Source organism: Haloferax mediterranei ATCC 33500 (assembly GCF_000306765.2).
GTDB classification, from domain to species: Archaea; Halobacteriota; Halobacteria; order Halobacteriales; family Haloferacaceae; genus Haloferax; species Haloferax mediterranei.
Map to the genome: position 1 here is coordinate 1,559,032 of NC_017941.2, position 17,329 is coordinate 1,576,360.

Sequence of the window (17,329 nt, forward strand, 5' to 3'; positions counted from 1 at the left end):
CTTGCCCGGCGGCACGGTGCCGACGACCTACTCTTCGACGTGCGACGGTTCGCTCGTCAGGTCGTAGGTGTAGTGCCGCGGTTTGCGGTCTCTGAGCCAGTCGCGGAGCGGTTCGACCCGCGGGCGGTAGGTGAGCGTCGTCCCGAGTTCGGAAAGCGGGATGTACGCCGCCCTCTCGATTTCGTCATCCGGGTCGCTCGGACTGGGTTCGACCGCTTCCTGCGGCGTCGCGTGGTAGAACCGCTGGAGGTAGATACGGCGGTTTGGACCGCGAATCTCGCTCGTGAATGCGAGCGATTGGATGTCGACCGGAACCCCGGTCTCTTCTTCAGCCTCGCGAGCGGCCGTTTCGAAGAAGAACTCCCCGGGTTCGGACCCGCCTTTCGGCAGTCCCCATCGGTCCTTCTCGTAGACTGCGAGGATGGCGTCGTCCCGAATGACGACGACGCCCGCGGCCAAGTCGTGCGGTGCTGGCGCTTCTCTGGGCGCTGGCATCAGAGGATACGCTTCCCGAAGGCACTGGCGGCGAGTTCGGTCGCGAGCGTGGCCGTCTCGTTGTGCTCGTCGAGGATGGGGTTGACTTCGACGAGTTCGAGCGAACGCATCGCCCCCGACTCGGCGACGAGTTCCATCGCCGCGTGGGCCTCGCGGTACGTGGCTCCACCGCGGACGGGCGTCCCGACGCCAGGTGCCTCTCTGGGGTCGAGCCAGTCGAGGTCGAGACTGACGTGGACACCGTCGGTTCCGCTCGTGGCGACATCGAGCGCGTCCTGAGTCACTTCGGTGATGCCGCGCTCGTCGATGTCAGACATCGTGTAGGCGGTCACGTCACTGTCGTGAATCGCCGTCGTCTCGTTTTCGTCGACGTCGCGGAGGCCGACGATAGCGACGTTTTCTTCTTTCAGGCTCGGTGCGTTAGCCCACTCGACGCCCTCGAAGTCACCGATGCCGAGCGCGGCGGCAAGGGGCATGCCGTGGACGTTCCCCGACGGCGAGGTTTCGGGCGTGTTGAAGTCGCCGTGGGCGTCGAACCAGACGACGCCGATGTCGGCGTCACGTGCGCTTCCGACCATCGACCCGATTGCAATTGAGTGGTCACCGCCAAGGGCGAGTGGCGTTACGCCATCGTCGAGTGCGTTCGCGACGGCGTCAGCGAGCGCCGTACAGACCTCTTCGACTTCGTTGATGTGCTTGGCGTTATCTCCACCAGCATCGGCGTCGTGAATCGCGTGGTGTGGGACCGTGAGGTCGCCGGCGTCTTCCGGTGAGACGTCAGCGGATTCGAGTTGGTCCGTAAGTCCTGCGTATCGAATCGCGGAAGGGCCCATATCCACGCCACGTCGGTTTGCACCGTAATCCGTTGGTGCGCCGATAATTCGGACAGATTTCGCCATATTTCTACTCACAGATACCGGCGATTTACCTCCACCGGTTAGTCACCAGACGGAGGATAACGGAAGAAATAAATGATAAAACACCATATACTGGTTTCCATTTCAGTTGACAATTAACCCATCGGTCACGAGAGGTAAATCGAAAGGTGAGTAGAGGGGTCAGCCAGTCAGCTAGACGTTCTATCAATCAGTCGTCGAGGTACGGCTTACAGACGCGCTGGACGCCTTCCTCGAATGTAATTTCGGGTTCCCAGCCGGTTTCCTCGTGAATCTTCGTGCAGTCGGCCATCGTGTCGTGGACGTAGACTTCGAGGGGGTTTTCGATGTACTCCGGTTCGACATCGGTCCCGAGAACTTCGTTTATCATCTCGACCATCTCGTTGAACGAATAGCTCTCGCCCGTCCCGAGGTTGTAGATACCCTGTAGCCGGTGGTCCGCAGCGAGTTCGATACCGCGAACGATATCGTCGACGTGCGTGAAGTCGCGGGTTTGGGAGCCGTCGCCGAAGAGTTCCGGTGCCTCGCCGTTTGCGATTTTGTCGGCGAACTGTGCGATGGTGTTCGCGAACTCACCTTTGTGTTCTTCTGCGCCGCCGAAGCCCTGATACACCGAGAAGAATCGGAGACCGGCGAGTTGCATGTCGTAGTGGTTGTGGAAATACTCCGCATAGCGCTCGCGGGCGAGTTTCGACGCTTCGTAGCCAGTTCTGGCCTCGACCGGCATGTCTTCGGGAGAGGGTTCCGTCCGGGAACCGTAAATGGAGGACGTGGAGGCGTAGACGACGGTGTCACAGCCGTCGTTTCGTGCCTGTTCGACCGTGTTCACGAACCCCTCGACGTTGACGCGAGCACCCTTCGTGGGGTTTTCTTCGTGCATTTTGTACGACGACAGCGCTGCGAGGTGGAACACTACGTCCACATCCTCGGTCGGCAGGTCGTCGTCGAGGACGCTCATATCGTGGAACTCCACGGCATCATCGAGATTCTCGGGCGTCCCGAGGTAGAGGTCGTCGACCGCAACCACGTCGTTATCCGCAGCGAGGTGGTTTGCGAGGTTCGAGCCGATGAATCCGGCACCGCCGGTGACGAGGACTCGTTTCCCGTTCATATTCGACCGCACTCCCGTGAGGTGTATAGTGCTATCGACCGCATCCTGACCAAATAGCGGTCCAAAATGAACATTCATGAGTGGTTATTCGTCACAAAGTAGACGAACGACAGATTCGAGGCGTCATCCATCGGATTTAAGGACGTATGTAGCCAACCATTCTCCATGTCATCAATCGAGCTCACTTCGAGTCAGAAAACTATCCTTACCGCACTCATCAACCTCTACCGAGAATCTGAAGATGCGGTGAAAGGTGAAGACATCGCAGAAGAAGTCAACCGCAACCCCGGTACCATCCGCAACCAGATGCAGAGCCTGAAGGCACTCCAGCTTGTCGAGGGTGTACCGGGACCGAAGGGTGGCTACAAGCCAACCGCGAACGCCTACGAAGCGCTCGATGTTGACAAGATGGACGAGCCTGCGTCGGTTCCGCTGTTCCACAACGACGAACAGGTCGACGGCGTCAACGTCGACGGAATCGACCTCTCCAGCGTCCACCACCCCGAACTGTGCCGTGCCGAGATTCACGTGCAGGGCTCGGTCCGTGACTTCCACGAGGGCGACAAGATTCGTGTCGGCCCCACGCCGCTTTCGAAGCTCGTCATCGACGGCACGCTCGACGGTAAAGACGACACGAGCAACATTCTCATCCTGCGCATTGACGATATGCAGGCACCCATCGGCGAACCGCAGCACTGAACGCGCCGATATTCTCTCTCTCTTTTCTCTCTGAGCGACTGCTTCTTCGAGAGCGTCTCGGTGCCGTCCATATCGTCCGTCAGGACGGTATCGTCGTGTCACCGGAGAGAGCAACATAGCGCATACTCGCTGGGGAAATCAACTTGTGCGGGCAGTCAGGAAACGAGAAGAAACCGAGGAGAAAGAACGTAGAACCTGCGACAGTGAGCGTTTCGCTCGCTTACAGGTCGTTCCAGGCGGAGAGCGCGCGCTTCGGCGAGGTCACGTCGGAAATCCAGTTCGCGGCGATACCCTTCTTCAGCATCCGAGCGAGCGGACCGCCGAAGACGTTGACCGGGAACTCGCCGACGACGGGGAACTTCACGCCGTGAGCGACGGCGTCCTCACCGATGGAGATGACCGTCCCTTTGTCGGTGAACGTCCAGCGCTTGAGTGGTTTTCCGGCGATAGCGCGAGCGATGTTCTCGCCAGCAACGTCCGCGGCGTCCCAGGCGGCCTGCGCCGTCGGCGGGGCAACGTTGTCGGGGCCCTGCTCGACGAGGGCACAGTCACCGACCGCGAAGACGCGCTCGTCGCTCGTCTGGAAGTCCTCTTCGGCGAAGAAGCGGTGGGAACGCTCGTCCTGTTCGAGTTCGAGGTCCCGTGCTTCGGGCTGGCCGGTGATACCGCCGGTCCAGACGAGCACGTCGTAGGGGAGTTCCTCGGGTTCGACGTCCTCGCCGCCGCCGAGGAAGACCGTCTCCTCGTCGACCTTCGAGATGAAGTCGCCGGTCAGGATTTCGATGTCGAGTTCTTCGAGGCGGCGACGGAGTGCACCCTGCAGTTCAGGGTCGTTGCCGGGGAAGATTTCGTCCATCCCTTCGACGACCTGAATGTCGATAGGCGCACGGTTCATGTCGCGGTACTCTGCGACTTCGGCGGCGGTCTGGATACCGGAGAGACCAGCACCGCCGATAACGACCTTCGCGGGGTCGTCGCGGGAAGCGTCTTTGGCCGCCTGCTTGATGTCCTGGTGAATCTCGCGGGCGTCGTCGAGACCCTTGAGCTGGTGGGCGAACTCTTTGAGGCCCTCGATGCCGAAGAATGCGGTCGAAGACCCGATAGCGACAAGCAGGTAATCGTAGTCGACAGTGTCGCCGCCTTCGAGTTCGACGACGCGCTCGTCGACATCGACGTCCGTCGCGCGGCCCTTGACGAACTCCGTTTCGTTGGATTTGACTTCGTCGACGGGAATCGCGATGCTCGACTCGACGCTCGGGTCACGGATGCATCGGTGGACCTCGTGGAGGACGAGGTGGTAGTCGTGTTCGGCGACCCACGTCAGTTGTGCGTCGTAACCGAGTTCTTCTTCGAGGCGTTTTACTGCGCCGGCCCCGGCATACCCTGAGCCGAGAACGACGACCTGCGTGCTCATGTGGTCGTCTGTGCAGTCATCGGATAAAGGGGCTTTGAAACTCGCTCCCAATGCCGGGGGATTTGGGGGCTATACGCTCCGACGCGTCGAAATTCGGGTTCGACGGTTGTCGGATTATTCGAGGGTGAGACCGGCGTGCCAGCGGTCAACGCCGGCCTCGCGTTTGACCTCGTCCATCTTGGCGAGGAGATGGACCGCGAGGCTCGCCACTTCGGCCGCCCGCGACTCGCCTTCGGTGCGGAACTCGCCGGTGACGCGGTTCGCGTAGACCGAACAGACGGCACCGGCCCGAAGGCCGTAGACGTTCGCGATAGTCAGGAGCGCCGACGCCTCCATCTCGATGTTCTTGACGTTCGCGTTCTGGAGTTCCTCGACGAGCGATTCGGAGCCAGCAGCGCGGAACTCCTCGAATCCGGGTCGGCCCTGACCGGCGTAGAACGAGTCCGCGCTCATCGTCAGGCCGACGTGGTAGTCGTAGCCGAGTCGCTCCGCGGCGGCGACGAGGGCGGAGACGACCTCGTGGTCGGCCACGGCGGGGTAGTCCTCGCGGACGTACTCCTTCGAGGTCCCTTCCTGTCGGACCGCACCCGAGGTGATGACGAGGTCGCCGACGTTCATCTCCGGTTGGATAGCGCCGCACGAACCGACGCGGATGAAGGTATCGACGCCCACGCGGGCGAGTTCTTCGACGGCGATTGCCGCCGACGGACTGCCGATTCCCGTCGAGGTGACGGAGATGGGCGTCCCGTCGTACGTTCCCGTTGCGGTTCGGTACTCGCGGTGGTACGCTTTCTCCTCGTGGTCCTCCCACAGCGCGGTGACTTTGTCGACGCGCTCTGGATTTCCAGGGAGCAACACGGCGTCCGCGAGGTCCTCGGGACCGACTTCGAGGTGGTACTGAACCTCGTCGTTCGGGTCCTCACTATCGTTCATGCACGTACTCTCAGCGGAGCGGTAGAAATTCTTGCGTTCTTCGGAGCCGACGAGAACTGCGCCAGCGAAAGACGGAACTTACTCGTCGCGGTCGCGCTTTTCCGCGGCCGCTTCGAGCGTGTCGAGTGAAATCGTATCCGGCAGAAGTTCGCCCAACGTGTACTCGGCTGTCTCATCGCCACCGAGGTCGCAGATGACGGGAAGGTCTTCGTCGCAGAACTCCGCGAGCGTCTGACGGCACATTCCGCACGGGGTCACACCGTCGCGGGCACCCGAGGTGACCACGAGACGGGTGAACTCGGTGTGGCCGTTCTTGACCGCTTCGGCGATAGCGACCTCCTCGGCGTGGAGACTGTTCGAGTAGTTCGCGTTCTCGATGTTGCACCCGACGTACACCTCGCTGTCCGGTGTTTCGAGCGCCGCACCGACGGTGTACTCCGAATAGGGAACGTAGGCGTTGTCGAGCGCTTCGCGGGCGCGTTCGACGAGTGGTTCGGGCATGTGTCGCCGTGATTCGTGTGGGGTGGCTTAGTTCGTTCGTCTCTCGTATCCGGGGCCGTATCACCGCACCCTTTCGGCTCGTGTCGTCCCGCAAGCGACTATACCGTCCGGTTCCAACGCGCCGTCGTGAACGACAAATTGGGTGGACGACGGGTTCTACTCCTCATCGGCGTGAGCACCGTGCTCATTTCGGGGATTCTCGGCGTCTTCATCGGCGAGAGCGGCGGCCAAGTCGCCGCCGAGATATCGCTGTTCGGCCTCCTTTCGCTGCCGACGACGCCGCTTGCGTTCAGCGTCTACGGCATGGTCCTCTCCGTGGTCATCCTCGCGGTGCTGTTCGGTCTCGTCGAGTTCGCCTCTCGGATGGAACAGGCCTAATTTCGGTGTGCGACCGAGCGTGTAATCGCGGCCGAAAGGCGGACCGTTTTTGCTCGTCGGGACCGGACAGCCATCTATGGATGCGCCCTCGTCGACTACGGCATCGTCTTCGGCCGGTAACCCGTCGCCCGGGCCGCTCCCGGAAGAAGAGGGTGGCAAAAACCGGAAGCGCGCCGCGTTAGCCACTGCACCGTTTCTGGCGCTCGGCCTCGCCGACGTGGTGCTTATCTTGCTGCAGGGACTCCAACCCCTCTGGGGATTCGCCATCCTGCCGCCGATTCTCTTCTGTAGCGTGCTGTCGTGGATCGTCTTCAGTACAGACTTCCTCGACGACCGGACCTGAACCGACCGACCGTTTCGGACCGTTCAGCGACGCAGATTCGTGGAGTACTTCGTCGGCGTCTCCTCGTCGTAGCCGAAGTCTTCGGCCGTTAACTCCGGTTCTGCTGCCCCGGCAGATTTCGGGGCCGCGACCTTGAACCGCTCGCGGAGTCGCTCCGGCATCATGAACTTCCCGGGGTCGAGTCGGAGTGCAATCGCGTCGGGGTCGGCTTCTCTGACCTGTTCGAGTCGGCTTCGAAGCACTTCGGGGAGGTCGTCGGCGTCCAAGGCCTCGAAGCCGAACTGCGTACAGTAGCGGTGTGCCGACGAGAATCCGTACACGGTGTCGAATCCCTCGGCGCTGGCGCGGTCGACGAGTCGCTCGACGACGTGTGCGCCGACACCCTGTCTGCGCCACCGCTCCGGGACGCCGACGCAGGTAATCTCGCAAAACGGGGTGTCACCCTTGTGGACCCGAATGCGACCGAACCCGGCCTTTTCGTTCGACTCCTCGTCAAGCGCGATGACGTAGTCGCGGGAGCGGAAGGAGCCATCGTCAAGCCCGAGTTCCTCCAGCGAATCGAGCAACCAGACTTCGTCTCGGTTCTTGGCATCCCGGACGTACATACGTGAACATACCGCTTCGGGAGACAAAAACACCCCGGGCCAGTCCGTCGATTCCCGTCTCGCTTAGGGAACCAAAATGAAAGAACAGTAAAGATTGATGGTTATAGTCACAGTACGTCGATTCATGGACGTACCCGACACCGATACCGTGGTGCACGAACCGGACTCGGCGTTCGTCGAAGATGCCAACGTGACTCGATTCATGCGGGAACACGACATCGAGGACTACGACGAACTCATCGAACGGACGACGACCGAGGTGCCGGGTGTGAGCGCCTCCGGCGTCGACTGGTTTTGGGACGAACTCGTCGACTATCTCGATATCGAGTTCTACGATGACTACGACGAAGTACGTGACAATTCGGACGGCCCGCAGTTCACTCGCTGGTACCCCGGCGGCGAACTCAACATCGCCCACAACGTGCTGGACCGACACGCCGCCGTCGACTCCCCGAACCGAAACCGCGTCGCCTGTATCTGGGAGGGTGAAGACGGCGAGGTCGTCCAGCGGACCTTCCACGACCTGTATCAGGAGGCGAACCGCGTCGCCAACGTCCTCGAATCCTACGGCGTCGGCACCGGCGACACCGTCGGTCTCTACATGCCGATGGTCCCCGAAGTCATCTCCATCCTCTACGGCTGTTTCAAAGTCGGCGCAACCGCCGTCCCCATCTTCTCCGGGTTCGGCGTCGACGCCACCGCGACCCGTCTCGAAGACCCCGAGTGCTCGGTGTTGTTCACCGCCGACGGCTTCTACCGCCGCGGGTCGGAAGTCCGACTGAAGCCGACAGCAGACGAGGCCATCGAAGAAGCCGGATGCGTCGAACACGTCGTCGTCTACCAGCGGTTCGAGGATAGTAACGAGGACGTCCCGTGGACCGACGGCCGCGACGAGTTGTGGGCGAACACCGTCGACGAGGCCGACTCCGAATACGAGACGAAACACCTCCCCTCGGACGCAGAGTCGATGCTGCTCTACTCGTCGGGGACGACGGGGAAGCCGAAAGGAATCGTCCACACCCACGCCGGCGTGCAGGCTCAGACGGCCAAGGAGATTCACTTCGGCTTCGACCAGAAGCCCGAAGACCGCTTCTTCTGGGTCTCCGACATCGGCTGGATGATGGGACCGTGGACGCTCATCGGGAACCACACCTTCGCTGGAACCATCTTCATGTACGAAGGTGCGCCGGACCACCCGGAACCCGACCGGTTCTGGGACATGATAGAACGCCACCGTATCACCACCTTCGGCATCTCGCCGACCGCCATCCGCGCCCTGCGGAAGTACGGCGACGAAGCGGTCGACAAACACGACCTGTCGAGTCTGCGCCTCCTCGGGTCGACCGGCGAGCCGTGGGACCCCGAGTCGTGGATGTGGTTCTACGAGCACGTCGGCGGCGGCGAGGCACCGATTATCAACATCTCCGGCGGCACCGAAATCTGCGGCTGTTTCCTCATGCCGATGCCAACCCAACCACTCAAACCGTGCAGTCTCGGCGGCCCCGGACTCGGTATGGACATCGACATCGTGGACTCCGCGGGAGAATCTATCGCCGACACCCACGAGCGCGGCTTCCTCGTCGCCCGCGACTCCTGTCCGGCGATGACGAAAAGCCTCTGGTCCGGCGACGAGCGCTACCTCGACACCTACTGGTCGTCGTGGGAGAACCTCTGGGACCACGGCGACTGGGCGCAGAAGGACGAAGACGGCTTCTGGTTCCTCCACGGCCGTGCCGACGACGCCCTCAACGTGGCGGGTCGGAAGGTCGGCCCCGCCGAGGTCGAAGGCGCGCTCATCGAACACGACGCGGTGAATCAGGCCGCCGCCGTCGGTGCCGACGACGACACGACCGGGACCGCCGTCGTCGCCTACGTCGTCCTCGAAGACGACGTGGAGGAAAACGACGACTTGCGCGAGAAACTCCGCGGCGTCGTCGGCGAGGAACTGGGCAAGCCGTTCCGCCCGCGAGAGATTCTCTTCGTCGACGAGTTCCCGAAGACGCAGTCGGGCAAGATTATCCGCCGCGCCATCGCCTCCATCTACGCGGGCGAGGAACTCGGCGACATGAGCAGTATCGAGAATCCCGAGGCGCTCGAAAAACTCGAACAGGCGTCCTGAAGAGACGACTGCGCGTCGTTCTACTTTTCAGTCAGCTACCGACGGGACGATACCGTCACTCCACGCCTCAGCCGTGAAGTCGACCGCGCCGTTCCACTTCGCCACGACTGTCGTCACCGCGAGGTCGCCGGTCACGTTCACCATCGTCCGAATTCGGTCGAGGATGGGGTCGACACCCGCGACGAGGCCGACGATTTCGAGGGGCAATCCGAGTTGCGTGAGGACCAGGGTGAGCATGATGAGTCCGGACCCCGGTACCCCGGCGGTTCCGATGCTTGCGAGGACGGCCACCGCGACGACGGCGAACTGGTCGACGAGCGAGAGGTTCACGCCCATGATGTTGGCCGCGAAGATGGCGGCGACTCCCTGATACATCGCCGTCCCGTCCATGTTGATGGTCGCACCGAGCGGGAGCGAGAAGCCGTAAATACGCTCTTCGATGCCGAGGTTTTCGTCGGCGTCAGACATCGTGACCGGAAGCGTGCCGGACGACGACCGAATGCTCAGCGCCGTCACCATCGCATCGCGCGACCCGGAGAGGAATGCGAATGGCGAGCGACGGGCGAGTCCGACGACCAAGCCGCTGAGATAGACGACGCCGATGTGGACGACGGCGGCCACGAGCATCGTGCCGATGAGAAGCGAGAACGGCAGAATTGCGTCGACACCGGCCGTCCCGAAGACGTTCGCCATGAGTGCGAAGACGCCGATGACACCGAACTCCATCGCACCCCAGACGACTTTGTACATCGCCTCGGCCCCCGCGTCGGCAAGGTCGAAGAACGTCTCGATGCCGGACTTGACGGACTCGTCGTTCGTCTCCTCCCAGACCAGCGACAGGCCGAGTCCGAACACCACGACGAAGAAGATAGTCGGGAGTACGTTCCCCTCGGCCATCGCGCCCATCGGGTTCGTCGGGACGATGTTGAGGACGACCTCGACCGCGTTCGGTGCCTCGGCACTCTGGGCTTCGGCTTGAGCGAGAAGCTGTTCGAGTCCGCGGGACCCGGGGTCGACGAGGTTACCCACACCTAAGCCGATAGCCACCGCGAGGGCCGACGTGAACGCGTACAGGCCCACGACCTGTAACCCGACACGCCCGAGCGACGAGGGAGAGAGTTGCCGAACACCCATCAGAAGCGTGAACACCACGATGGGGACGATGAGCATCTTCAGCAACCGAACGAACAGGTCACCGATGGGCTTTAACTCGGTTGCGGGTTGTCCGACGACGAGGCCCAGAAGCGAACCCAACACGAACGCCAACCCAATTCGATAGACGATGCTAACAGAGCGGTACCGTCTCCATAGCGAGACGATGGCAGAATTTGACATGATACGTATTGTCACTAAGTGGATAACTGGGCGATAAGTGTATTGGCTAGACAACAGACATCGGTACAAAAGTTGAATCGAGATGCAGGATTTTTCTGAGATATCTAACTCAGATTCGAACGACGATTTTCCGGAGAGTCAGTCGTCGTCGAGAATCTCACCCGGTGCGACCGCATTCGACTCAGTTGCACGCTCGTCGATGATGATTGCCGCGTCCATGGGGTCGTCGTCAGCAGGGACGCGAATCGTCCCGCCGACGAGAAGTGGTGCGAGAATACCAGCAACGACGGTTCCGGGGTGCGAGAGGGAAGCGCGAACCGCAACCGTGTCGGCTTCGCCGAGGTCGTAGTCCGAGACGACTCGTTTCGCCGCATCGAGAAGGTCGCCGTGCGTGTACTCGCGGCCGTCGGCGACGAGTGCCACATCGTCGGGGGCGACGATTTCCGGGTGGACGGCGGGGTTCTCGCTCCAGACTTCCTGTTCCCAGTGAGTTGTCGTCGGCGAACTCGGCGAGCCGTTGTAGACGGCGAGTTTGTGGCCCGGCGGCAGGTCGAACTCGTCTTCTCGGGCGACATCCACGACGACAGCGCGGGCCTCCGAAGTCGGGTCGAAGGTCGTCACCGCGCCGAGTTGGGCTGCGCCGAGGAACGTCAACATCGGCTCCGGGAGTGAAACCGGTTCGACGGCGACGCGAGCACCCGTGCGGACGCCGAGGTAGCGAAGGACGTTTCCCGCCTTGTACGACGTGGTGATAAGGTCGTAGTACGTGTAGGTCCGGCCGGGGCCGTCGACCCGGAGGGCGAGTCGGTCGCTTCGCCTGTCACGGGCCATGAGGTCGCCGATAACGTCCATAGGCAGCCCTACGCGGGCGGTGTGAAAAAAGGCGACGAGGCGGCGGTCGGCTTCGGGGTGCGGTGCGATTCGAGCGAGTTCAACCGCATCAGCGACTCAGGGTGCGCCAGCGACGACGAACACGCATTCTTCGTCGCCGGTTCGGAGTTGCCGCGTATCCGTTGGAGAGACACGCACGGCGTCTCCGGGTTCAAGTTCGACCTCCTCGCCCTCGACGACGAGGGTCGCGGAACCCGAGACGAGGAAGTAGACCTCCTCGTGATTTTGGTGGGCGTGGTCGTGGCGTTTTCCTTTCCAGTTCGGGTCGCACTCGAAGACGGAAAACCCGAGTTGTTTACACTCCAGCGCGTCGCGCATGAAGTGTAGCCCGCCAGCGAGTTCGTCTACGTCTCGGTAGTTGACTTTCGTGTGCGACATTGTCTAACAGATGGGTGCGAGAACCCTTAACGTAGCGGCAAAAAACGAATCGGGGCGGAACGAAAGCGGTCGAAAGCGGTTACAGCGAGTTCTTGAGCTTCTGGAAGAGGCTCTCTTTGACCTCTTCGCCGCCCGCCTCGGCGAACTGCTTGAGCGCCTCGCGCTGTTCGCTGTTGAGGTCTTCGGGTGTGACGACGTGAATTTCGACGTGAAGGTCGCCGTTGCCGCGACCGTCGAGGTGCGGCATCCCCGCGCCGGAGACCGTAAAGGTCGACCCGCTTTGGGTGCCTGCCGGAACCTTCAGTTCCGCTTCGCCGTCGAGCGTCGGCACTTCGACAGTCGCGCCGAAGACGGCTTGCGGGAAGGAAATCGGGTGCGTGTACTGTAGGTCGTCGCCGTCGCGGTCGAACTCCTCGTGGTCGCGGACGTTGACTTCGACGAAAAGGTCGCCGTTCGGCCCGCCGTTCTCTCCGGGTTCACCCTCGCCGCGGTACCGGAGGCGCTGCCCGTCGCGGAACCCGGCCGGGATGGTGATGGTCACGTCGCGGGTGCGGCGGACGCGCCCGCTGCCGCGACACTCGGAACAGTCTTCACTGTAGGTCTTGCCCTCGCCGCCGCAGGCGCGACAGGTCGTCGTCTGCTGAACGCGGCCGAACGGCGTCTGCTGGACGGTCGTCTGCTGGCCGGAGCCGTTACACTCGGAACAGGTGTTCACGTCAGCATCGGCGGGGTGACCCTCGCCGTCACATTCGGGACAGACCTCGCGGCGACGAATCGTCACATCGCGCTCGACGCCGTGGTACGCGTCTTCGAGGTCGATGGTGATGCGCTGGGCGACGTCGCGGCCCTGTTGCGGGCGGCTACGTCGTTGACCGCCACCGCCGTTGAAGAGGTTGTTAAAGATGTCTTCGAAGCCGCCACCGCCCATCCCGCCGAAGGGGTTTCCGCCGCCTCCGAAGGGATTGCCCTGACCGCGGCCACCGCCGCCGCCACCGGCCCCGCGCTTTTGGGCCTGCTGGAAGCGTTCGTGGCCAAGTTGGTCGTACATCTGGCGCTTTTCGTCATCCGTGAGGACCTCCTTGGCCTTCTGAACCTTCTTGAACTTCTCTTCGGCGTCCTCTTCGTCGGACACGTCAGGGTGGTATTTCGCGGCCTTCTTGCGGTACGCGTTCTTGATTTGGTCTTTCGAGGCGTCCCGCGAGACCCCGAGCACGTCGTAGAAGTCCTCGCTCATCAGTTGCTATGGTGTAACCGGCGAAGGTATTTGAAAAGTACGTCTCCCGTATCGGCGAGCACGGGCGGCGTTAGAGCCGCCTCAACAGTTTCTTTCGACCGCCCGCACCGGGTCCCCCGGAAAGCCGGGGTGAGATAGTTCGATTACTCGTCGTCGTCTTCGTCGTCGAAGTCCGCGTCGGCGTCGACGAAGTCTTCAGGGTCGGCATCGGCACCAGGGCCATCGGCACCGCCGGGACCACCAGCACCGCCGGGTCCACCAGCTTGTGCCTGTGCCTGCTGCTGGTACATGCGCTTGCCAATCTCCTGCAGTTCCTTCGAGAGGTCTTCGGTCACGTCTTCGAGTTCGTCCGTACTCGCATCGTCGTCTTCGAGGACCGCTTCCACGTCCTCGATAGCCGCTTCGATGTCGGCGCGGAGTTCGTCGTCGACGTTCTCTTCGTTCTCTTCGAGGAGGGTCTCAGCGCGCTGAACTGCGCCCTCGGCCTCGTTTCGGGCTTCGACGGCGCGACGGCGTTCCTTGTCCTCTTCGGCGTGCTGTTCGGCCTCGCGCTGCATGCGGTCGATTTCGTCGTCGGAGAGACCAGCGCCGCCTTCAATGGTGATGGACTCGGCGTTTCCGGAGCCTTTGTCCTCGGCGGAGACGTTGACGATACCGTTTTCGTCGATGTTGAAGCCGACTTCAATCTGCGGCGTTCCGGCCGGTGCCGGCGGGATGCCCGAGAGCGTGAATTCGCCGAGGAGTTCGTTGTCTTCAGCCATCTCGCGTTCACCCTGGAAGACGCGGACCTGCACCGTCGTCTGGTTGTCGGCCGCGGTGGTGAAAATCTTCGACTCCTCGGTCGGGATGGTCGTGTTCTTCTCGATGAGGCGCTCGAAGAGACCACCCTTGACCTCGATACCGAGCGACAGCGGCGTCACGTCGAGGAGGACGATGTCGTCGACCTCGCCGCCGAGGACGCCACCCTGAATGGCCGCGCCGAGTGCGACGGCCTCGTCGGGGTTGACGGACTTCTTGGGCTCGGATCCGAGAATCTCTTCGACCTTGTCGAGGACCTGCGGCATGCGGGTCGAGCCACCGACGAGGATGACGTCGTCGATGTCGTCCTTGCCGTATCCGGCGTCTTCGAGGGCCTGCTCGGTCGGTTCGACGGTGCGGTCGATGAGGTCCTTCGTGAGCGACTCGAACTTCGCGCGGGTCAGGTCGTATTCGAGGTGGACCGGACCGGAGTCCGTCGCCGTGATGAAGGGGAGGTTGATGGTCGTCTCCTTGCGCGAGGAGAGTTCGATCTTGGCTTCTTCGGCCGCGTCCTTCAGGCGCTGGAGGGCCTGTCGGTCCTCGCGGAGGTCGATGCCGTGGTCGTTCTTGAACTCCGTGGCGAGCCAGTCGATGATTGCTTCGTCCCAGTCGTCACCGCCGAGTTCGTTGTCCCCGTTCGTCGCGACAACTTCGTAGACGCCGCCGCCGAGGTCGAGGACGGAAACGTCGAAAGTACCGCCACCAAGGTCGTAGACGAGAACCGTCTGGTTCGACTCGTCGTCGAGACCGTAGGCCATCGACGCTGCGGTCGGTTCGTTGACGATACGCTCGACTTCGAGACCTGCGATTTCGCCGGCGTCTTTCGTCGCCTGACGCTGTTTGTCGTTGAAGTACGCAGGGACGGTGATGACCGCCTTTTCGACCTCGTCGCCGAGGTAGTCTTCGGCGTCGCGCTTGATTTTCTGGAGAATCATCGCCGAAATCTGCTCCGGCGTGTACTCCTCGCCCTCGATATCGACAGTGTACCCGTCGTCGCCCATGTGGCGCTTGATGGAGCGGATGGTGTGCTCAGGGTTCTGGATAGCCTGGTTCTTCGCCGGCTTGCCCACCAAACGCTCACCATCGTCGGTGAACGCGACGACGGACGGAGTCGTTCGGTCGCCTTCTGCGTTCACAATAATCTCCGGGTCGCCGCCCTCCATTACCGCGAACGCGCTGTTCGTGGTACCGAGGTCGATACCCAGAATCTTGTTGCTCGCCATCTTGCCCGCAAATACCGTCTTTTGCCGGTTAAAGGTTACTAGATACTGCGACACACGGCGTGGAATAAGGTCGACGCCGTCATGCGATTATGAATTCTCGAATCGAAACAGGTCGGTCGATTTATGTAGAACCGCCTGACCCATTGCTTGTGCGATGAATAATCAATTATTCAACAATATTTGCGGGTGCGAACAGTGGTCAGCTGTCGCGGCTCAGTCTGCTGATTGTGGTCGTTCGGTTCCGTCACTCGCATTCTCAGTTGTGGGCGAGGTCGCTTCGGGACCGTCGGCAAGGACGGCGAGGACGCGCGAAAGCGTTCGTTCGCGCCCTTCGCTGGCGAAGAACTCGTGGCCGCCGTCGTAGGGAACGAGGTTCGATGCGGGCGTCCGGTCACCGATGGCGCGAACGTCGACGACGCGGTCCGAAAGGGAAGTGAACACGACGTCGTTCGGACTGAACGGTGGCAACGACTGCTGTGCGTCGTGAATCGTCCGAATGAAAGCAGGCGAGACATTATCCGGGGCGTCGGAGACTTCGGCAGCGAGTTTCAGTCCGCCGAGGTCCTCGCGGGAGATACCGCTGGAAATGAACGGTTTCGTCGTCGGAAGTCGGACGAGGAGCGGGAACAGAAGTCCGTCGAGTCCCGAAGTCGTCATTCCCCACCACGGACTCAAGAAGACGTTTCTGACCGCGAGGTCGAGATGGGCCGCGACGAGACCGCCGGTGCTGTGACTGAGGACGAGGTCGATGTCGCGGTCGACTACGTAGGCCCGAACTGGGTCCACGTACTGGCTGTCGAAGTCCCACCCGTTCGTCGGAAGTTCGACGGCGTGGACGTGATACCCGTCGTACGTGAGCCGGTCGATGAGCCACTCGACGCACTGATGTCCCGGTTTGTTTCCCCACCCGAGGACGAACAGGAGGTCGTCGTCGACGGGGTCACCGTGTTGGGTGACCCGGACGGTCGGACGGTGCCGGCGTGGACGGAGTCGCATGACGTAGTGATGGTGAGGTGAGAACAAAAGTCCTCGCCGGGATGTTCACGTCCTCACTGGGACGTTCACGCCCTCGCGGAGGTGATTCAACCCCTCGTCTCCGCGGTGAGGGGCTATTCGTCTTTGCTGCCGATGCTGGCTACTCTTTACTGACCGTAACTTGTGCGGCGCGGATGACCTTCTCAGCCATCTCGTAGCCGGGTTGGAACACATCGGCGATGGTGTCTGCGGGCTGGTCGCTCTCGACGCGCATCATCACTTCGTGGCGCGTCGGGTCCACGTCCGTCCCGGGTTCCGGGTCGATGATTTCGACGTTCTCGTCTTCGAGGATGCGGTCGAATTCCTTCAGCGTCGATTCGATGCCGTCGCGGATGTCGGCGTCCTCGTCTTGGTCGAGAGCACGGACGAGATTGTCTCGGACCGTCACGACGCGCTCGACGAAGTCCTCGGTCGCGCGCTCTTTGATTTGCTGTTGGCGCTTTTTCGCTCGCTTCTTGTAGTTCTGGAAGTCCGCCTGCGTACGCTTGAGACGCGATTCGAGGTCCGAAGCGGTCTCTTCGGCCTCGTCGCGTTCCGTTTCGAGGTCGGCGACGGATGCTTCGAGGTCGGCAACGCGCGCTTCGAGAGCCTCGACTTCGGCCGCGAGTTCGTCGTCGTACTCGGCCACACGCTCAGAGACAGTGACCGACTCGGCATCGCTTGACTCCGCTGTCGTCTCACCGGCCTGCTCGTCACCGGTCGATTCCTCAGGAGCCGCGTCGTCGGCCGCGGACGCATCCTCAGCCGCCGATGATTCCGCGTCAGCAGCGGTCTCGGTGTCGGATTCTGCGTTCGCTTCCGTGACCGACTCGGCAAAGTCGTCGCTCATGGGCGGGAGAAGTGTCCGACGCGGCTTAAGGGTGTAGACTGCCGCCCGGCCGAAACCTTTCTCATCGCTGCAGTGAGTTGTTGGGCGAATGGCAGTGGCTACTGGGAGGGCG

General features: G+C 62.0%; 18 protein-coding genes. 4 read left to right on the forward strand and 14 right to left on the reverse strand.

Annotation, left to right across the window (positions count from 1 at the left end; all coding sequences use genetic code 11):
- Nucleotides 1-27 precede the first annotated feature (27 nt).
- The 3 genes from HFX_RS08000 to HFX_RS08010 all read right to left on the reverse strand — a co-directional run bounded on the left by HFX_RS08000 (nucleotide 28) and on the right by HFX_RS08010 (nucleotide 2,502).
- Nucleotides 28-495: an NUDIX domain-containing protein gene (locus HFX_RS08000; RefSeq protein WP_004056791.1), complete on the reverse strand. Its 468-nt coding sequence runs from the start codon at nucleotides 493-495 to the stop codon at nucleotides 28-30.
- Nucleotides 495-1,394: an arginase gene (gene rocF, locus HFX_RS08005; protein WP_004056789.1), complete on the reverse strand. Its 900-nt coding sequence runs from the start codon at nucleotides 1,392-1,394 to the stop codon at nucleotides 495-497. The genes HFX_RS08000 and rocF overlap by 1 nt, the downstream gene beginning before the upstream one ends.
- Before the next feature lie 187 nt (nucleotides 1,395-1,581).
- On the reverse strand, nucleotides 1,582-2,502 hold the full coding sequence (locus HFX_RS08010; protein ID WP_004056787.1) for an NAD-dependent epimerase/dehydratase family protein: 921 nt from the start codon (nucleotides 2,500-2,502) through the stop codon (nucleotides 1,582-1,584).
- A gap of 165 nt (nucleotides 2,503-2,667) precedes the next feature.
- Here HFX_RS08010 and HFX_RS08015 point away from each other — a divergent pair, with 165 nt between their 5' ends.
- Nucleotides 2,668-3,201, forward strand: coding sequence for an Rrf2 family transcriptional regulator (locus HFX_RS08015; protein WP_004056785.1), 534 nt, complete (start codon nucleotides 2,668-2,670; stop codon nucleotides 3,199-3,201).
- Nucleotides 3,202-3,421: 220 nt separating this feature from the next.
- Here HFX_RS08015 and HFX_RS08020 read toward each other — a convergent pair whose 3' ends face one another.
- The 3 genes from HFX_RS08020 to cdd form a co-directional block, all read right to left on the reverse strand.
- Nucleotides 3,422-4,615 carry an NAD(P)/FAD-dependent oxidoreductase gene (locus HFX_RS08020; RefSeq protein ID WP_004056783.1) on the reverse strand — a complete coding sequence of 398 codons (1,194 nt, stop codon included), beginning with the start codon at nucleotides 4,613-4,615 and terminating at the stop codon, nucleotides 3,422-3,424.
- A gap of 114 nt (nucleotides 4,616-4,729) precedes the next feature.
- Nucleotides 4,730-5,548 (reverse strand): nucleoside phosphorylase, encoded by an 819-nt coding sequence (locus tag HFX_RS08025; RefSeq protein ID WP_004056780.1) that lies wholly within the window; start codon nucleotides 5,546-5,548, stop codon nucleotides 4,730-4,732.
- A gap of 78 nt (nucleotides 5,549-5,626) precedes the next feature.
- A complete protein-coding gene (gene cdd, locus HFX_RS08030; protein WP_004056777.1) occupies nucleotides 5,627-6,049 on the reverse strand; it encodes a cytidine deaminase in 423 nt (140 codons plus the stop codon).
- Between the two features lie 126 nt (nucleotides 6,050-6,175).
- Between cdd and HFX_RS08035 the strand changes: the two genes are divergently transcribed.
- Both HFX_RS08035 and HFX_RS08040 read left to right on the forward strand, forming a co-directional pair.
- Nucleotides 6,176-6,427: a DUF7520 family protein gene (locus tag HFX_RS08035; protein ID WP_179955335.1), complete on the forward strand. Its 252-nt coding sequence runs from the start codon at nucleotides 6,176-6,178 to the stop codon at nucleotides 6,425-6,427.
- A 76-nt stretch (nucleotides 6,428-6,503) separates the two neighbouring features.
- The gene (locus HFX_RS08040; protein WP_004056773.1) at nucleotides 6,504-6,770 is read left to right on the forward strand and encodes a hypothetical protein; all 267 of its coding nucleotides are present in this window, start codon (nucleotides 6,504-6,506) and stop codon (nucleotides 6,768-6,770) included.
- 23 nt (nucleotides 6,771-6,793) lie between these two features.
- Here HFX_RS08040 and HFX_RS08045 read toward each other — a convergent pair whose 3' ends face one another.
- On the reverse strand, nucleotides 6,794-7,375 hold the full coding sequence (locus HFX_RS08045) for a GNAT family N-acetyltransferase (RefSeq protein WP_004056770.1): 582 nt from the start codon (nucleotides 7,373-7,375) through the stop codon (nucleotides 6,794-6,796).
- A gap of 124 nt (nucleotides 7,376-7,499) precedes the next feature.
- Here HFX_RS08045 and HFX_RS08050 point away from each other — a divergent pair, with 124 nt between their 5' ends.
- Complete coding sequence (locus HFX_RS08050; RefSeq protein WP_004056768.1) at nucleotides 7,500-9,494, forward strand: AMP-binding protein; 1,995 nt, start codon at nucleotides 7,500-7,502, stop codon at nucleotides 9,492-9,494.
- Between the two features lie 27 nt (nucleotides 9,495-9,521).
- Here HFX_RS08050 and HFX_RS08055 read toward each other — a convergent pair whose 3' ends face one another.
- From HFX_RS08055 to grpE, 7 genes are all read right to left on the reverse strand, one after another.
- Nucleotides 9,522-10,829 (reverse strand): dicarboxylate/amino acid:cation symporter, encoded by a 1,308-nt coding sequence (locus HFX_RS08055; protein ID WP_014732331.1) that lies wholly within the window; start codon nucleotides 10,827-10,829, stop codon nucleotides 9,522-9,524.
- A gap of 138 nt (nucleotides 10,830-10,967) precedes the next feature.
- Nucleotides 10,968-11,681: an acyl-CoA synthetase family protein gene (locus tag HFX_RS08060; protein WP_004056760.1), complete on the reverse strand. Its 714-nt coding sequence runs from the start codon at nucleotides 11,679-11,681 to the stop codon at nucleotides 10,968-10,970.
- 96 nt (nucleotides 11,682-11,777) lie between these two features.
- A complete protein-coding gene (locus HFX_RS08065) occupies nucleotides 11,778-12,098 on the reverse strand; it encodes a cupin domain-containing protein (protein ID WP_004056758.1) in 321 nt (106 codons plus the stop codon).
- 79 nt (nucleotides 12,099-12,177) lie between these two features.
- Nucleotides 12,178-13,332 carry a molecular chaperone DnaJ gene (gene dnaJ, locus HFX_RS08070; protein ID WP_004056757.1) on the reverse strand — a complete coding sequence of 385 codons (1,155 nt, stop codon included), beginning with the start codon at nucleotides 13,330-13,332 and terminating at the stop codon, nucleotides 12,178-12,180.
- Between the two features lie 143 nt (nucleotides 13,333-13,475).
- Entirely contained in the window at nucleotides 13,476-15,353 is a 1,878-nt protein-coding gene (dnaK, locus tag HFX_RS08075; RefSeq protein ID WP_004056756.1) for a molecular chaperone DnaK, read from the reverse strand.
- Nucleotides 15,354-15,566: 213 nt separating this feature from the next.
- Nucleotides 15,567-16,349, reverse strand: a complete 783-nt coding sequence (locus HFX_RS08080) for an alpha/beta fold hydrolase (protein ID WP_004056754.1) — start codon at nucleotides 16,347-16,349, stop codon at nucleotides 15,567-15,569.
- 139 nt (nucleotides 16,350-16,488) lie between these two features.
- Complete coding sequence (grpE, locus tag HFX_RS08085; protein ID WP_004056753.1) at nucleotides 16,489-17,217, reverse strand: nucleotide exchange factor GrpE; 729 nt, start codon at nucleotides 17,215-17,217, stop codon at nucleotides 16,489-16,491.
- Nucleotides 17,218-17,329 lie beyond the last annotated feature (112 nt).

Bases quoted from the DNA above. Each gene is read 5' to 3' on its own strand.
- HFX_RS08000 (WP_004056791.1), bottom strand. From the start codon at position 495: ATGCCAGCGCCCAGAGAAGCGCCAGCACCGCACGACTTGGCCGCGGGC.
- rocF (WP_004056789.1), bottom strand. From the start codon at position 1,394: ATGGCGAAATCTGTCCGAATTATCGGCGCACCAACGGATTACGGTGCA.
- HFX_RS08010 (WP_004056787.1), bottom strand. From the start codon at position 2,502: ATGAACGGGAAACGAGTCCTCGTCACCGGCGGTGCCGGATTCATCGGC.
- HFX_RS08015 (WP_004056785.1), top strand. From the start codon at position 2,668: ATGTCATCAATCGAGCTCACTTCGAGTCAGAAAACTATCCTTACCGCA.
- HFX_RS08020 (WP_004056783.1), bottom strand. From the start codon at position 4,615: ATGAGCACGCAGGTCGTCGTTCTCGGCTCAGGGTATGCCGGGGCCGGC.
- HFX_RS08025 (WP_004056780.1), bottom strand. From the start codon at position 5,548: ATGAACGATAGTGAGGACCCGAACGACGAGGTTCAGTACCACCTCGAA.
- cdd (WP_004056777.1), bottom strand. From the start codon at position 6,049: ATGCCCGAACCACTCGTCGAACGCGCCCGCGAAGCGCTCGACAACGCC.
- HFX_RS08040 (WP_004056773.1), top strand. From the start codon at position 6,504: ATGGATGCGCCCTCGTCGACTACGGCATCGTCTTCGGCCGGTAACCCG.
- HFX_RS08045 (WP_004056770.1), bottom strand. From the start codon at position 7,375: ATGTACGTCCGGGATGCCAAGAACCGAGACGAAGTCTGGTTGCTCGAT.
- HFX_RS08050 (WP_004056768.1), top strand. From the start codon at position 7,500: ATGGACGTACCCGACACCGATACCGTGGTGCACGAACCGGACTCGGCG.
- HFX_RS08055 (WP_014732331.1), bottom strand. From the start codon at position 10,829: ATGTCAAATTCTGCCATCGTCTCGCTATGGAGACGGTACCGCTCTGTT.
- HFX_RS08060 (WP_004056760.1), bottom strand. From the start codon at position 11,681: ATGGACGTTATCGGCGACCTCATGGCCCGTGACAGGCGAAGCGACCGA.
- HFX_RS08065 (WP_004056758.1), bottom strand. From the start codon at position 12,098: ATGTCGCACACGAAAGTCAACTACCGAGACGTAGACGAACTCGCTGGC.
- dnaJ (WP_004056757.1), bottom strand. From the start codon at position 13,332: ATGAGCGAGGACTTCTACGACGTGCTCGGGGTCTCGCGGGACGCCTCG.
- dnaK (WP_004056756.1), bottom strand. From the start codon at position 15,353: ATGGCGAGCAACAAGATTCTGGGTATCGACCTCGGTACCACGAACAGC.
- HFX_RS08080 (WP_004056754.1), bottom strand. From the start codon at position 16,349: ATGCGACTCCGTCCACGCCGGCACCGTCCGACCGTCCGGGTCACCCAA.
- grpE (WP_004056753.1), bottom strand. From the start codon at position 17,217: ATGAGCGACGACTTTGCCGAGTCGGTCACGGAAGCGAACGCAGAATCC.